General features: G+C 68.0%; 13 protein-coding genes. 7 read left to right on the top strand and 6 right to left on the bottom strand.

Going from position 1 to position 14,699, the window contains the following annotated elements:
* Positions 1 to 65: 65 nt before the first annotated feature.
* Positions 66 to 752 (top strand): phosphoribosyltransferase family protein, encoded by a 687-nt coding sequence (locus G3I17_RS04520; protein ID WP_203589748.1) that lies wholly within the window; start codon positions 66 to 68, stop codon positions 750 to 752.
* A gap of 215 nt (positions 753 to 967) precedes the next feature.
* On the top strand, positions 968 to 1,594 hold the full coding sequence (gene raiA, locus G3I17_RS04525) for a ribosome-associated translation inhibitor RaiA (protein WP_164594386.1): 627 nt from the start codon (positions 968 to 970) through the stop codon (positions 1,592 to 1,594).
* Positions 1,595 to 1,746: 152 nt separating this feature from the next.
* Here raiA and G3I17_RS04530 read toward each other — a convergent pair whose 3' ends face one another.
* The gene (locus tag G3I17_RS04530; RefSeq protein WP_164594388.1) at positions 1,747 to 2,547 is read right to left on the bottom strand and encodes a serine protease; all 801 of its coding nucleotides are present in this window, start codon (positions 2,545 to 2,547) and stop codon (positions 1,747 to 1,749) included.
* 152 nt (positions 2,548 to 2,699) lie between these two features.
* Between G3I17_RS04530 and G3I17_RS04535 the strand changes: the two genes are divergently transcribed.
* The 5 genes from G3I17_RS04535 (at position 2,700) to G3I17_RS04555 (ending at position 9,697) form a co-directional block, all read left to right on the top strand.
* The gene (locus G3I17_RS04535) at positions 2,700 to 3,458 is read left to right on the top strand and encodes a helix-hairpin-helix domain-containing protein (RefSeq protein WP_164594390.1); all 759 of its coding nucleotides are present in this window, start codon (positions 2,700 to 2,702) and stop codon (positions 3,456 to 3,458) included.
* Positions 3,459 to 3,502: 44 nt separating this feature from the next.
* Positions 3,503 to 4,273, top strand: coding sequence for a BTAD domain-containing putative transcriptional regulator (locus G3I17_RS04540; RefSeq protein ID WP_164594392.1), 771 nt, complete (start codon positions 3,503 to 3,505; stop codon positions 4,271 to 4,273).
* 36 nt (positions 4,274 to 4,309) lie between these two features.
* The gene (locus tag G3I17_RS04545; RefSeq protein WP_164594393.1) at positions 4,310 to 5,521 is read left to right on the top strand and encodes a crosslink repair DNA glycosylase YcaQ family protein; all 1,212 of its coding nucleotides are present in this window, start codon (positions 4,310 to 4,312) and stop codon (positions 5,519 to 5,521) included.
* Between the two features lie 225 nt (positions 5,522 to 5,746).
* On the top strand, positions 5,747 to 8,668 hold the full coding sequence (gene secA, locus G3I17_RS04550) for a preprotein translocase subunit SecA (protein WP_164594395.1): 2,922 nt from the start codon (positions 5,747 to 5,749) through the stop codon (positions 8,666 to 8,668).
* A gap of 72 nt (positions 8,669 to 8,740) precedes the next feature.
* Positions 8,741 to 9,697 (top strand): nitronate monooxygenase, encoded by a 957-nt coding sequence (locus tag G3I17_RS04555; RefSeq protein WP_164594397.1) that lies wholly within the window; start codon positions 8,741 to 8,743, stop codon positions 9,695 to 9,697.
* 4 nt (positions 9,698 to 9,701) lie between these two features.
* On the opposite strand, the gene G3I17_RS04560 is transcribed toward G3I17_RS04555, so the two are convergent.
* The 5 genes from G3I17_RS04560 to G3I17_RS04580 form a co-directional block, all read right to left on the bottom strand.
* Positions 9,702 to 11,003, bottom strand: coding sequence for an alpha-glucosidase/alpha-galactosidase (locus G3I17_RS04560; RefSeq protein ID WP_164594399.1), 1,302 nt, complete (start codon positions 11,001 to 11,003; stop codon positions 9,702 to 9,704).
* Positions 11,000 to 11,521 (bottom strand): PfkB family carbohydrate kinase, encoded by a 522-nt coding sequence (locus tag G3I17_RS04565; RefSeq protein ID WP_203589751.1) that lies wholly within the window; start codon positions 11,519 to 11,521, stop codon positions 11,000 to 11,002. Before G3I17_RS04565 ends, G3I17_RS04560 begins: the two co-directional genes overlap by 4 nt.
* Positions 11,522 to 11,651: 130 nt before the next feature.
* Positions 11,652 to 12,470, bottom strand: a complete 819-nt coding sequence (locus G3I17_RS04570; RefSeq protein WP_164594401.1) for a carbohydrate ABC transporter permease — start codon at positions 12,468 to 12,470, stop codon at positions 11,652 to 11,654.
* Entirely contained in the window at positions 12,467 to 13,393 is a 927-nt protein-coding gene (locus G3I17_RS04575; protein WP_164594403.1) for a sugar ABC transporter permease, read from the bottom strand. The genes G3I17_RS04570 and G3I17_RS04575 overlap by 4 nt, the downstream gene beginning before the upstream one ends.
* On the bottom strand, positions 13,393 to 14,691 hold the full coding sequence (locus G3I17_RS04580) for an ABC transporter substrate-binding protein (protein WP_164594405.1): 1,299 nt from the start codon (positions 14,689 to 14,691) through the stop codon (positions 13,393 to 13,395). The genes G3I17_RS04575 and G3I17_RS04580 overlap by 1 nt, the downstream gene beginning before the upstream one ends.
* Positions 14,692 to 14,699 lie beyond the last annotated feature (8 nt).

Here is a 14,699-nt window from a genome sequence, read left to right on the forward strand (position 1 = left end):
TTCCACAGGTCGGCAGGATCGCGGTTGCAGTCCGGGGTCGCGATCGCGGATCGTGGTCCGGGTGGTTGCTGCGGGATGCGCTCGTCGATCTCGTGCTGGGTGGGCGCTGCGCGGGCTGCGACCGTCCGGGAGTCTCGCTCTGCCTCGACTGTGGCCGCGCGCTGGCCACCAGTACGCCGTACCGGGCCTGGCCTGAGCCGGTGCCCAGCTGGTTGCGGCCGACAACAGCTGTGGCGGAGTACGGCGGGGTTGTGCGCTCGATGATCCTTGCGCACAAGGAACACGCTCGGTACGGGCTGGCTCGCCCGCTGGGTGAGTCACTCGCTGTGGCGATCCAGGGGACGCTGGGGTCTGGGCGCGCAGCCTGGCTCTGCCCGGTGCCGTCCGCGCCGTCCACGGTCCGGCAACGCGGACACGACCCGCTCCGACGGATCACGGCGGCAGCGGCCCGGAGCCTCCGCCGAGACGGGTACGACGTCAGGACTGCCGACGCGCTGACCGCAGTACGGCGTCCGCAGGATCAGGCCGGACTGTCCGCTGAGCGGCGTGCGGCCAACCTGGCCGGGGCTTTCTCGGCTCGTTCGCGCTGGGCTGAAAGGCTGACGGATCAACCGGTGATCGTGGTCGACGACGTACTGACCACTGGATCCACGGTCGCCGAGGCGTGCCGCGCCCTGGCAGTACGGGGAATTCCGGTCCTCGGCTGTGCCGTGCTGGCCGCGACCCGGCGACGCGCACCATCCGGTTCATGAAACCTTCCCTACCGGTTTTCGCCGAAGCCGACTAGCGTTGGCCTATGACACCCGCTTGGGCTTGTCGGACTGGGATGTGGGCGAGGACCGGATCAGCCGGATTCCTTCCCACGGAGTTCGCCGGGCCGGACAGCGGGTTTCTTCGTTTCGGGCGTCCGAGCCATGGTTACGGGGGTCCGAAGACGTAACAGAGTCGTCGATCGATGGAGGTTTCCGTGGACGTCGTTGTCAAGGGTCATCACTGCGAGGTCAGTGACCGCTTCCGGCAGTACGTCGAGGAAAAACTCGAGCGGATCGAGAAGGTCGATCACCGGGTACTGCGATGCGAGGTAGAAGTCAGCCAGGAGAAGAACCCGCGACAGCACGACCGGGCGATGCGCGTCGAGCTCACGATGTACACCAAGGGACCCGTGGTCCGGGCAGAAGCCTGTGGTGAGACCAAGCAGGCGGCGTTCGACGTCGCCCTGGACCGGCTGCAGGCCCAGGTCCGCAAGGCCGCCGACCGCCGTCGGCTGCACACCGGCCAGCACGCCCCTGAAGGACTGCGGCACGTCGCCGCGAAGCAGTCACCCAACGGCGCCGACGCGGTGCCGGCGGAGACGGTCGCCGAGGACGTGGTGACCACCCAGAAGTTCGGCTCGCTGACGGTGACCGGTGACGGGCCGTTGGTGATGCGCGAGAAGACCCACACCGCGAAGCCGATGTCCCTGGACCAGGCGCTCTACGAGCTCGAGCTGGTCGGCCACGACTTCTACCTGTTCGTCGACGCCGACGAGAACCAGCCCAGCGTCGTCTACCGCCGCCGCGGCTACGACTACGGCGTGATCCGGCTGGCTGTCTGAGCCTCGGGAGGAGTCACAGAAGGCAGGAGGGTCAGGCGCCGCAGAGCGTCCGGCCCTCCCGCTTGTCCGGCTACGGCCGGTGCTGAGGAGAAGAGAAAGGACCCAGGGGAGCTGATCCGCCCGGGTCCTTTCCATCCTTCCCCTGTGAAGGTCTAGCCGTCGATCTGCGCCTGCAATGCGGTGGCGTAGGTGGCTACCTCGGCGTAGACGCCCGGATTGCCGGCGTCCGCGCAGCCGATGCCCCAGGAGACGACCCCGAAGAGACGGCCGTTCAGGACCAGCGGGCCGCCTGAATCGCCCTGGCAGGAGTCCTTGCCACCCTCCTTGAAGCCGCCGCAGATCTCACCGGCTGCGGTGTAGCCCTCGCTCGCGTACACGTCACTGCAGTAGGCGTCGCCGAGCACCGGGGCGTCGACCTTCTGGAAGGTGTCCTCCGGGCCGGTCTGCTCCGTTGCACCCCAGCCGTAGACGACCGCGGCCGCGCCTTCCGCGTCAGCCGCGGTACTGGTCTCAAGTGCCAGCGTCGGTACGCCGGTGAACGGGGTGGTCAGGGTCATGACCGCCACGTCGTGCCCGGGCGACTTGCCGTACTCCGGGTCCACCCAGATGCTGCTGATCTTGGACTCAGTACCGACCGACTTGTCGGTCAGTACGTCCCGGCCCTGGATCGCCGTGTAGGTGCTCGCCGCCTGGTCGGAGCAGTGCGCTGCCGTGACGATCTTGTTGGCCGCGACCAGCGTGGAACCGCAGTACTCCTTGGATGGGACGGGCGAGCCGCTGTTCGACAACTGGATCGCCCATGGGGCGTCGGCCGTGTGGGCGATGGTGCCGCCGACGATCCGGGTATGCGGGCCGTCGGGGGCCGGGGCGGCGGTCGCGGAGATTGCGCCGACGGACGCCGCGGTCAATGCACCAGCCGCCAGAACGGCGCGAACCAGCTGAAGTCTTGCCATGCCTCACACTCCACAGTGATAGGGGCTGCGCGGGCGGCGCTGCCTACCCGCACACTCTCCCGGCTACCCCTGGTAGCGCACCTCTCACTTCCGGTAACTCTGGAGTTATGACCACCTCGATCTCTACACTCTGACCCGATGGGGGAGGCCCGATGGAGACTGTCGGTTACGGCTATCCGCAGGAACCGGCTCGGCCGTCGATCTGGAAGCTGCTGGTGCTCAAGCTGCTCGGCGCTGCGGTGCCGATAGCGAGCGTCGGTCTGGCTGGATGGCTGATGACCGGCCTGGTGGCCATCAAGCGGCGCAGTGCGGCGCTCGGGCTCTCGGCACTGGCCTATCTGGCCACGACTGTCTTCTACATCCTCTACGTGCTCGAGCCCGACGCACCTGAGCTCAGCACCGGCCAGGTGCTGGCCACGCTGTTGTACGTGCTGGTCAACGTCACCTGCGCCATCCAGGCCGCGGTAGTCATCGGCAGCCCGAACAACCGGCGGCCGCAATACCAACCCCTGCAGTACCAGCCCCTGCAGTACCAGCCATTGCAGTACCGGCCACCGCAGATGGGCTACCAGCCCCCGCCCATGCCCTCGAACGACGCCCTACTCCGGAATCAGGCGCGCCACATCGCCGCCACCGAGCCCACTCGCGCGCGGGCTCTCGGGATCGGCCGCCCGGATCTGCCCCGGCAATTCGACGACGGCGGGCTGATCGACGTCAACGACGCGCCGGTCGACCTGCTGGACACTCTCCCCGGCATCACCGGCAGACAGGCCGCGGCCATCGTCGCCAGCCGGACCCAGCAGGGCCGGTTCCGCCTGGTCGACGAGCTCTGGACGCGCGAACTGCTGCCCACCCAGCTGGCCCCCCAGCTCGCCGACCGGCTGGTGGTCATCGACGTACAGGACTCCTAACCCCTTCGGCGGCTATAGGGTCGGGCCGGACCTGGGGAGGCTGGATGAGGGTGCGGTACGAGATTCTCGGGCCGTTGCGGGTGTGGCATGGCAACCGTGAGCTGAAGGTGCACCGGCCCGAGCTGCGGGCACTGCTCGCGACCCTGCTGCTCGACCCGAACCGGCCGGTGCCGGTCGCGCGGATCCACGCCACCGTCTGGCGAGGTGTTTCGTCCGGCCACCCGATCGGGGCGATCCAGCGACTCGTCGAGGAGCTCGACCGGCTCATCGACCCGGGTGTCACCGGGATGGACGGCGGCCGGCTGATCGGGCTGAGCAACGGGACCTTCCTGCTCGCCGTCGAGCCGGGCTCGCTGGAGGCGACGGAGTTCGTGGCCAGGACCGAGCAGGCCCGCCGGCTCCGGGCTGATGGCCGGTGGCACGAGGCCATGACGGTCCTCGAGCAGGCGCTCGCGATGTGGCCGCGCCGGTTGGGAGCGGAACCGCTGGCTGGTCTGGCCGGGCCGGCCTTCGATGCCGCCCGTGCCGGCATCGTCGCGACCAGGGGTGCCGCGGTCGAGGAGCTGGCGGAGGTACTGCTGGAGCTGCGCCCATCGGCGGTGGTGCTTCCTTTCCTGGCCGGTGCCAGGGCTGAGTACCCGCTCAGCGAGCGGCTCTGCGTGACCCAGATGCTCGCGCTGTACCGCGACGGCCGGCAGCCGGAGGCTTTGGCGGCCTTCGAGCATTTCCGTGGCCTGCTGGCGGCGGCCGGCGGGGCTCAAGCGTCGGGCGAGACGAGATTGCTGCACTTCCGGATGGTCCGGCGGAGGCTCTAGCCATTTTTGTCGGTGGGCTCGGGCAGACTTCCTCGGGTGACTACTGAGGTGTTGTCGACGGCTCAGGCCCGACGGATCGCGCTGGCGGCCCAGGGGTTCACCGACCCGCGCCCGAAAGGGGTGCCTGACCTGAGGGCGCTGACGCGCGTGCTCGGGCGGATCGGGTTGATCCAGATCGACTCGGTGAACGTGCTCAGCCGCGCGCAGTACCTGCCGCTGTACTCCCGGCTCGGGCCGTATCCGCGCGATCTCCTGGACCGGGCCGCCGGAAAGTCGCCGCGCAAGCTGGTCGAGTACTGGGCGCACGAGGCGTCGTTGATCCCGGTCGAGACGCATCCGCTGATGCGCTGGCGGATGGCCCGGGCGGCCACCGAGGCGTGGGGTGGGCCGCGGTCGATCGCGGTCCAGCGGCCGGACCTGGTGAAGCAGGTGCTCGCCGATGTGCGCGACCACGGGCCGCTGACGGCTCGCGAGATCGACGACGACGTTGAGCGCGACCGGAACAACTGGGGCTGGAACTGGTCCGATGTGAAGCGCGCGCTGGAGTTCCTGTTCTTCGCCGGTGAGATCACCGTGGCTCGCCGGAACCAGCAGTTCGAGCGGATGTACGACGTTCCCGAGCGCGTCCTGCCCGCCTCGGTGGTGGCGACGCCGACCCCGACCTCGGAGGAGGCGCACCGCGGGCTGGTGTCGATCGCGGCTCGCGCGCACGGGGTGGCGACCGCGCAGTGCCTGAAGGACTACTTCCGTACTGGGCCCGCTCCGACCGCGCAGGCGATCGCCGAGCTGGTCGAGGAGGGGGAGTTGCTGCCGGTCATGATCCAGGGCTGGAAGCGCCAGGCGTACCTGCACCGCGACGCCAAGCTGCCCCGCCGGGTCAACACGAGGGCGCTGGTCAGCCCGTTCGACTCCCTCGTCTTCGAGCGGACCCGCGCCGAGGTCCTGTTCGACTTCCGCTACCGGATCGAGATCTACGTCCCCGCCGAGAAACGGATCCACGGGTACTACGTCCTCCCGTTCCTCCTCGGCAACACCCTGGTCGCCCGAGTGGACCTCAAGGCGGACCGGACGGCCGGCGTCCTCCTGGTCCAATCAGCCCACGCCGAGCCCGGCGCACCCGCCGAGACCCCCGAGGAGCTGGCCGCCGAGCTGGTCCAGCTAGCCGGCTGGCTGGGCCTCGACCAGGTCCGGATGGCCGGCGGCGGCGACCTGTCCCCAGCCCTGAGCGTCGCCCTCCGCGGCAACTGAGCCTCGCCCGAGGCGCGCGCGGGCGCAGTACTGGAACTTTCCGGGCGGCTCACTCGTGGGTGGGGCAAGGGGTGAGCTACTCCACTCGCTGGGGTGACGCCTCGGGCCCAGTACCATGGGAGACGCCCGCCAGGCGGGCAGGCTGTGCCGTGCCCGTCACCGGGCTCGCACGGTCAGGCACCCGCCGCATTGAAGGCTGCACAGTCAAGGAGTGGACCCCCCACGATGAAGGCGTTCGACAAGTTACTGCGGATCGGCGAGGGCAAGATCGTTCGCAAGCTCGAGACCATCGCCAAGGTGGTGAACTCGATCGAGGACGACTTCACCGGTATGTCCGACGAAGAGCTGCGCGCTCAGACCGCCGATTTCAAGCAACGGGTGGACAACGGGGAGTCCCTGGACGGCCTGCTGCCGGAGGCCTTCGCGGTCGTCCGGGAGGCGGCCAAGCGGACCCTGCACCAGCGCCACTACGACGTCCAGATCATGGGCGGCGCCGCGCTGCACCTGGGCAACATCGCCGAGATGAAGACCGGTGAGGGCAAGACCCTGGTCGGCACCCTCCCGACGTACCTGAACGCGCTGTCCGGCAAGGGCGTGCACGTGGTCACGGTGAACGACTACCTGGCCAGGTTCCAGGCCGAGTGGATGGGCCGGGTGTACCACTTCCTCGGCCTCGACTACGGCGTGATCCTGCCGGAGATGACGCCGGCCGAGCGCCGGGTCGCCTACGCCAAGGACGTCACCTACGGCACGAACAACGAGTTCGGCTTCGACTACCTGCGCGACAACATGGCCAACTCGATCGAGGACCTGGTCCAGCGCGAGCACAACTACGCGATCGTGGACGAGGTCGACTCGATCCTCGTCGACGAGGCGCGGACGCCGCTGATCATCTCCGGCCCGGCCGAGGACTCGCAGCGCTGGTACGTCGAGATGGCGAACCTGGCCACCGTCCTGAAGCCGCGGTTCAACGACGACAAGGTTCCCGAGGAGCAGCGCCCGGTCGCCGACTACGAGGTGGACGAGAAGAAGCGCACCGTCGCCATCCTCGAGCGCGGGATCGAGAAGGTCGAGGACCGGCTCGGTATCGACAACCTTTACGAGTCGGCCAACACGCCGCTGATCAGCTACCTGAACAACGCGCTGAAGGCCAAGGACCTGTTCCGCAAGGACAAGGACTACGTGGTCGTCGACGGCGAGGTGCTGATCGTCGACGAGCACACCGGCCGGACGCTGCATGGCCGCCGGTACAACGAGGGACTCCACCAGGCGATCGAGGCCAAGGAAAAGGTCGAGATCAAGGAGGAGTACCAGACGCTGGCGACGATCACCCTGCAGAACTACTTCCGGCTCTACTCCAAGCTGGCCGGGATGACCGGTACGGCGCAGACCGAGGCGGCCGAGTTCTCCAAGATCTACGGCTTGGGCGTGGTGCCGATCCCGACCAACAAGCCGATGGTCCGGGTCAACCAGCGCGACCTGATCTACCGCACCGAGGAAGCCAAGTTCGAGGCGGTCGTCGAGGACATCGCCAAGCGGCACGAGACCGGGCAGCCGATCCTGGTCGGTACCACCAGCGTCGAGAAGTCCGAGCGGCTGTCGAACCAGTTGCGCAAGCGCAACATCGCGCACGAGGTGCTGAACGCCAAGCAGCACGCGCGGGAGGCCGCGATCATCGCCGAGGCGGGTCGCAAGAACGCCGTCACGGTGGCCACCAACATGGCCGGCCGCGGTACGGACATCATCCTGGGCGGCAACCCCGAGCACCTGGCCGACAAGGACCTGCGCGCTCGCGGCATCGACCCGGTGGAGGCCGCCGAGCAGTACGAGGCGGAGTACCCGAAGGTCCTGGAGCAGTTCGAGCAGCAGGTCAAGGACGAGCAGATCGAGGTCCGGGAGGCCGGCGGTCTGTACGTGCTGGGCACTGAGCGGCACGAGTCGCGCCGGATCGACAACCAGCTGCGCGGTCGTTCCGGCCGTCAGGGCGACCCGGGCGAGTCCCGCTTCTACCTGTCGCTGGAGGACGACCTGATGCGCCTGTTCAAGCGCGAGATGGTCGACTGGGCGATGTCGCGCAACGACGACGACACCGTGCCGCTGGAGAACAAGGTCGTCACCAAGGCGATCGCGTCGGCGCAGTCCCAGGTCGAGGCGCAGAACTTCGAGACCCGGAAGAACATCCTCAAGTACGACGACGTGATGAACCGGCAACGGCACGTCGTCTACGACGAGCGCCGCCGGGTGCTCGCGGGCGCCGACCTGCAGGACCAGGCGCTCGACATGCTCGACGAGACGGTCACCGGCTACGTCCAGGGTGCGACCGCCGACGGGTTCGCCGAGGACTGGGACCTGGACCAGCTGTTCACCGCGCTGAAGACGCTGTACCAGACCGAGGTGACCGAGGAAGAGCTGATCGAGGAGGCCGGCGGCGACCGCTCCGGGCTCACCCAGGACTTCCTGGTCGACCGCTTCGTCACCGACGCCCGCGAGGCGTACGCGCGCCGCGAGGAGGCGCTCGGCAGCGACGCGATGCGCGAGCTCGAGCGCCGGGTGGTGCTGAGCGTGCTGGACCGCAAGTGGCGCGAGCACCTGTACGAGATGGACTACCTGCGCGAGGGCATCGGCCTGCGCGCGATGGCGCAGCGCGACCCGCTGGTCGAGTACCAGCGCGAGGGCTACGACATGTTCGCCGCCATGATGGAGTCCATCAAGGAGGAGTCGGTCGCGTTCATCTTCAACGTCGAGGTCGACGTCGAGGCGATGCAGGCCGACCTGGCCGCGCAGGCGGAGCTGGCCGAGCTCGAGGAGACCGAGGCCGAGGACATCTTGGTACCGGGCGCTCCGGTCGCTGAGTTCCCCGGTCGCCAGTCCGGTGACGACGAGGACCGCCCGCAGGACGGCCCGCGTCCGCAGGACACCCCGAAGCTGCGCGCCAAGGGCCTGTCCACCGAGAGCCGTCCGCAGCGGCTGACCTACTCGGCGCCGACGATCGACGGCGATGACGAGGTCTCGGTGCACGCCGACGCGGTCGAGGGTGGCGCCCTCGAGTATGCGGGGACCCCGCGCAACGCGGTCTGCCCGTGTGGCTCGGGCAAGAAGTACAAGCGCTGCCACGGCGACGCTGCATCGGACGTCTACAAGAGCTGACAGCAGTACTCTCGAAGGCCCGCCCCGGATTCCTTGGGGCGGGCCTTTGGCTTGGGTGAGAAGGAGTGGACGATGGGCACCTGGTTGACGGAGACGTTCGGGCTGTCGGTACCGGTGGTGGGCGCGCCGATGGCGAACGTGAGCGGCGGGAAGCTGACCGGAGCGATCTCGGCGGCCGGCGGGCTGGGGATGCTCGGCGCGGGCTCCGCAGTGTCGGCCGAGTGGATCCGCACCGAGGGCGCCATCGCGGCGCAACACGGCAAGCCGTACGGCGTCGGCCTGATGGCGTGGTCGGTCAAGGATCACCCTGACCACCTCGACGCGGTGCTCGAGCTGAAGCCCGCACTCGTCTCGCTCAGCTTCGGCAACTACAGCCCGTACGTCGAACCGCTGCGGGCGGCCGGCATCGTCGTCGCCACCCAAGCCGGTACGGTCGCCGACGCCCACGTGGCGATCGCGGCCGGTGTCGACGCGATCGTCGTCCGGGGCGCCGAAGCGGGAGGCCACGGCCGCAACGCCGTCGCCACTCTCCCTTTGCTACAAGCGATCCTGGACCTCACCGACCTGCCCGTACTTGCGGGTGGAGGCGTCTCAGGCCCGCGCGGCCTCGCCGCAGTACTGGCCGCCGGCGCCGCGGGAGGCTGGATCGGCACAGCCTTCCTCACCTGCGAAGAGGCCCTGACCCCCGACGCCTCCCGCCAACGCCTCCTGGAAGCCGACGAAACCGACACCGTCTACGGCTCGGTCTTCGACGCCGCCTCCCGAGCCGGCTGGCCGGCCGAGTTCGGCGGCCGAGCCCTCCGCAACACCTTCTACGACACGTGGGAGGGCAAGGAAGACGCTTTGAAGTCGGACGACGACGGCCACAGCCAGTACGTCACCGCCACCCGCTCAGCCGACCCCACCTCAGCCTCCCTCTATGCAGGCCAAGGCGTAGGTGCCCTCAACTCCACCACCACTGCAGCAGAAGTCCTCGAACACCTCGCCAGCTACAAGACCTACCTCCGCGCAGCCGCCGACCTCGCCTGATCCGTCAGAGGGTGAGCCGAGCGCGGAGGGCGGGAGCAAGGTAGTTGCTATGGGCATCTACCAGATCATTCGCCATTGCCCAGATCTCCGGCACCGTCAAGGCGGCCGAGGTGGCCGGGTCGACCATCAGCGCTTGGCGGATTGCGCGCGGGTCTTCTTCGAGGGCCGCTTTGACCACCAGCTCGTTGACTCCGACGTAGGCGCGGTTCAGCGCCGCGCACTGGGCGGGGAGAGCGCCGACCGAGGTGGGTTGGACGCCCAGAGAGTCAACCAGACAAGGTACTTCGACGACCGCGCCCTCGGGCAGGTTGGAGATCAGGCCATGGTTGGGCACGTTGCCGTAGATCGTCCGGGGTTTGCCGGTGACGATGCTGTGGATGACCTGCGGCGCGTACTCCATCGTGCCCTCGACCGGCAACGGGTCGCCGGCCTTCAGGGCGTCGCGGGTGCCTTCGTAGAGCGCCACGTTCTCCTCGACGATCCGTAGGTAGTCACCAACCGGCAACCGCAGCCGCTCCACCTCCGACGCGTCGTGCAGGTACCACGGCACGTACTCCGACGAGTGCTCGCTCGTCTCGGTCGGGTAGTGCCCGAGTCGCCGATACATGTCCACCCGCACCCGCCGCGCCAGCTCCGGATCACGAGCGATCACCGCATCGAGCGCCGGATAGAGGTCCCGCCCTTGGTGCTCGAAGCGCAGCACCCAAGCCTGATGGTTCACCCCGGCAGCCAGGTAGGACACCTCGCCGTAGGGCACCCCGACCAGCGTCGAGAGGTCGTTCATCGTCCAGTAGACCGAGTGGCAAAGGCCGACGACGTTCCGCACGCCGAGCGCCGACAAGTACCAGACGTTCATCGCCATCGGGTTCGTGTAGTTGAGCAACCACGCGTCCGGGCAGATCTCGGCGATGTCGGCGGCGAGCCCGCGGAGTACCGGGAAGGTCCGGAGCGCCCGGAACACCCCACCGACCCCGAGCGTGTCCGCGATCGTCTGCCGCACTCCGTACCGCGCCGGGATGTCGAAGTCGATCCGGGTTCCCTCGTTCATCCCGACCTGGATGATGTTGATGACGAAGTCGCACCCGGCGAGTGCCGCCCGGCGGTCGAGGTGCGCGCTGATCTCCGGTGAAACACCCAGCGATGATGCGATCGACGCGGCCGCGCCGGCAGCAGTGCTCAGCCGCTCGGGATCGATGTCGTGCAAGGCGATGTGCAGCTCACCGAGATCGTCGAAGCCGAACAGATCCGCCAGCAGCCCCTGCGTGAAAACGACGCTCCCAGCGCCGATGAACGCGATCTTGGTCATCGTGCACTCTCCGCGGCGATCGTGAGTGCCCGCTCCCGCCCGAGCCCTCTCAGCATGGCTGCCACATACCCCGCATCGAAGCCGCCTGCCGCGGCATCCACTGCAAGCGCGCCGACCGTCCGCACCTTCGACCCATCATGTGCCAGCGCCCCGGCAGCACCGTCCCGTACCACCACCAGCGGCCCGCGCCGGGCGAGGATGCCGGCCGCATCCGCCAGCACGGGATGCCCGGTCAGCGCATGCGCCTCGGCCGCGTCGAGCAGCAGCACGTCGGTCACTCGCAACACCGCGTCGAGTACCACCCGATCCCACCGCCCCGACGGGTCGCCTCCGATGGCGAGAGATGTCGAGGCCTTGTTGCTCTTCGCCTCCTTGAAGAGCACGGCAAGCCCAGCAGCGAGCTCAGGCACTCGGTAGAAGGAGGTCGCGTGCACGTGCCGCGCAGACCGGAGCAGCTCACCCGGTACAGCGGAAGACGCCTCGACACTCAGCCCGAGCCGCGCCGCGCCATCTGCCATGGTTCCAGCGGTATCGCCAATTACCAGCAGATCGAAATCTCCCCGCCCCGCCTCCGAGCGAAGCGAGGGGGTGTTCCCCACTACCTCCGAGCGAAGCGAGGGCGTGTCCTTTTGTGTCTTCATATTTGTTTCAGCCTTTGAGTCCAGTAGAGGCCAGCGAGCGGATGAACGCCTTCTGGGCCAGCAGGAAACCCAGCAAGACGGGCAGGACGGTGATGACGTTGCCGGCCATCACCGCCGCCCACTGGGTGTGGTGCTGACCCTGGAAGGTCGTCAGGCCGAGCTGGAGGGTGTAGTTGGTGTCGTGGTTGATGGCGATCAGCGGCCAGGTCAGGTCGTTCCAGGTGCTCAGGAACGTCAGCACCGCGACCGTGCTGAGCGCGGGCCTGGCCAGCGGAAGTACGACGGAAACGAGGATTCGCAACCGCCCGCACCCGTCGAGCCAGGCGGCCTCTTCGAGCTCCCGCGGCAGCGAGACGAAGAACTGCCGGAACAGGAAGACCGAGAACGGCGTCACCAGCGACGGGATGATCAGGGCGCCCAGCGTGTCGATCAGGCCGAGCTCCTTCATCACCAGGAAGGTCGGGATCATCGTCAGCTGGAACGGGATCACCATCGTCGCGAGCATCAGCCCGAGCATCAGCTTCGACCCGGCGAACCGCATCCGCGCGAACGCGTACCCGCCCAGCGAGCCGAGCACCAGGTTGGCCGTCACCGCGACCGCCGAGACGATGAACGAGTTGAGGAACCAGCGCGGGAACAACGCGTTCCCGAGCACGAACCGGTAGCCGTCGAGCTTGATCCCGTGCGGGATCAGCGCCGGTGGGAACCGGTTGATCTCCGCGTTGCTCATCACCGAGCTGACCAGCAACCAGAGCAGCGGCAGCGCGAACAGCAACGCCAGCGGCGCGAGTACGAGATGCCAGGGGCTGAAGGGCAGTCGCTTCATCGCGCGGCCCTCCGGCGGTAGAGCTGCAAGGCCAGCCCGATGACGAGCAGCGCAACGGCCAGCGCGTACGCCGCGGCCGCGCTGTAGCCGGCGGTGAAGGTCTTGAACGCCTTCTCCCAGATGAAGTAGACGATCACAGTCGTCGAACCGAGCGGCCCGCCCTTCGTGGTGACGAAGACGAGATCGAACACCTGCAACGCGTTGATCGTCTGGAACAGCACCAGGAAGATCGACACCGGCGTCAGCGTCGGGAGGACAACGTGCCGCAGTACGCCGGTCCGTCCTGCTCCGTCGATGCGCGCGGCCTCGACCAGCTCACCCGGAACGCCTTGCAGAGCAGCGAGATAGACGATGACGCAGAAGCCGGTCCCGCTCCACAGCGAGATCGCGACGAGCAGGTAGAGTGCCTGACCCGGGTCGCTGAAGAATCCCTGCGCCGGCAGTCCCAGCTTGTGCAGCACCGAGTTGGCCGCGCCGAACTCGGGGTCGAGCACGAAGGAGAAGAGCACCCCTTGTGCGGCCGCGGAGACGACGAAAGGAACGAAGACCAGCGTGCGATAGATGCTGATGAACCGGATCTGCCGGTCCAGCATCAACGCGATCGCCAATCCGCCGACCACACTGAGCGGCACGTACAGCACCGTGTAGAGCAGCGTGTGCTCGACGGCCGAAGCGAACGCGGGATCGGCCGCCAGTGCCTTGTAGTTGGCGAATCCCACCCAAGAGCTCGGCGAGACCAGGTCGTTCGACTGGAACGACAGCAGCAACGACCACAGCACGGGCACGACGCTCAACCCGAGGATGATCAGCACCGACGGGCTGACGAACGCCCACGCGGTGGCACCTTCACCTCGCGTACGCCGCCGCTTGGCGGCCCGCCGTGCGCGAGGGTCGATCGTGAAGGTACCGACGACACTGGCCATTAGCTGAGCACAGCCAGGAGCGCGTTGCACTGCCTGACGCACTCGCCGAGCGCGTCACCGGGGGACTTCCTGCCCAGCAGCACGGCGACGGTCGCCTGACCGAGCTGCTGCGAGATCTTGGGGTACGCCGCGATGACCGGCCGGACTCGCGCGGTCTCCAGCGCATCCACGAAGACCTGCAACCCCTTCGTCGAGGCCGCGTGCTTCTTCCATGCGGGCAAGGCAGCGGTGGTGGTGCTCACCGGCAGGCTGCCGGCCTCGATGTCCCAACGGACATCCTGCTGGGGGTCGTTCAGCCACTTGACGAACTCGGTCGCCGCCTTGACCCGGGCCTTGCCGTTGTCGAACACGGTCCACGTGTCCGGCCCCGAGATGGTGACCGGCTTGCCGGAGTACGACGGCAGCGGAGCGACGCCGTAGTCGACACCCTTGTCGATCACGTCCGGCAGCTGCCAGGGGCCGGTGGCAACCATTCCCATCCGGCCGCCGAGGAACACCTGGTAGAGCTGCTCGCCGCCGGGTTTGGGGTCGATGTAGAGGGACTTGTCGGTCCGCAGCCGGTCGAGCGTGCCGAAGACCTGCTCGCCGACCTTGTCGAAGGCAACGGACTTGCCGTCCTCGCTGACCACATTGCCGCCGAGATCCCAGATCATCGGCCAGAGCCGCCAGACCGTGTCTTCGTCGCCGACGCCCGGCCAGCCGGTCCCGAAAACGCCCTTGGCCGGGTTGTTCAGCTTCTGGGCGGTACTGGTGAAATCGTCCCAGGTCCAGCCCGCCTTCGGTTCCGGCAGGCCGGCCGCGGCGAAGAGTTTCTTGTTGTAGACAACGCAGAGGGAGTCGAGCAGCGCCGGCGCTGCCCGGACCTTGCCCTGCACGGTGACAGCTTCGCGCGCGGCCGGCCAGCAGTCCTTGAGGTCCAGCGAAGCGGACAGATCGGCCACCTTGGGACTGCGGGTCATGCTGGCGAGGTCCGACCCGAAGATGTACGCGACATCCGGGAAGGACCCCGCCGCCAGGCCCGCGGTGACCTTCTGCAGCATGCTGTCCGCCGTCACCCCGCCACCACCGCCGACGACCTTGATCAACGGGTGCGTTTCGTTGAACTGCTTGATCAAGGCATCGAGCGCCTTCTTGCCGGTGTCGGTCTGACCGTGCCAGAGGTCGACGGTGACGACGCCACCGGCTTCCTCGTCATCGGACGATTTGCCGCAGGCAGCGAGGGTGCCGGCGGCGGCCAGAGCGGCAGTGAAGCGAAGGATGTCACGACGAGTTGGTGCTCGACGTATTGGTGATGGCATGGGTAACC

Origin of the sequence: Streptomyces sp. SID13031 (assembly GCF_010548305.1) — a bacterium.
GTDB lineage: Bacteria > Actinomycetota > Actinomycetes > Propionibacteriales > Kribbellaceae > Kribbella.

Coding starts and splice junctions, on each gene's coding strand:
- G3I17_RS04555 (WP_164594397.1), top strand. CDS start 8,741: ATGGGCACCTGGTTGACGGAGACGTTCGGGCTGTCGGTACCGGTGGTG.
- G3I17_RS04580 (WP_164594405.1), bottom strand. CDS start 14,691: ATGCCATCACCAATACGTCGAGCACCAACTCGTCGTGACATCCTTCGC.
- secA (WP_164594395.1), top strand. CDS start 5,747: ATGAAGGCGTTCGACAAGTTACTGCGGATCGGCGAGGGCAAGATCGTT.
- G3I17_RS04560 (WP_164594399.1), bottom strand. CDS start 11,003: ATGACCAAGATCGCGTTCATCGGCGCTGGGAGCGTCGTTTTCACGCAG.
- G3I17_RS04575 (WP_164594403.1), bottom strand. CDS start 13,393: ATGGCCAGTGTCGTCGGTACCTTCACGATCGACCCTCGCGCACGGCGG.
- G3I17_RS04535 (WP_164594390.1), top strand. CDS start 2,700: ATGGAGACTGTCGGTTACGGCTATCCGCAGGAACCGGCTCGGCCGTCG.
- G3I17_RS04570 (WP_164594401.1), bottom strand. CDS start 12,470: ATGAAGCGACTGCCCTTCAGCCCCTGGCATCTCGTACTCGCGCCGCTG.
- G3I17_RS04540 (WP_164594392.1), top strand. CDS start 3,503: ATGAGGGTGCGGTACGAGATTCTCGGGCCGTTGCGGGTGTGGCATGGC.
- G3I17_RS04565 (WP_203589751.1), bottom strand. CDS start 11,521: ATGGCAGATGGCGCGGCGCGGCTCGGGCTGAGTGTCGAGGCGTCTTCC.
- G3I17_RS04530 (WP_164594388.1), bottom strand. CDS start 2,547: ATGGCAAGACTTCAGCTGGTTCGCGCCGTTCTGGCGGCTGGTGCATTG.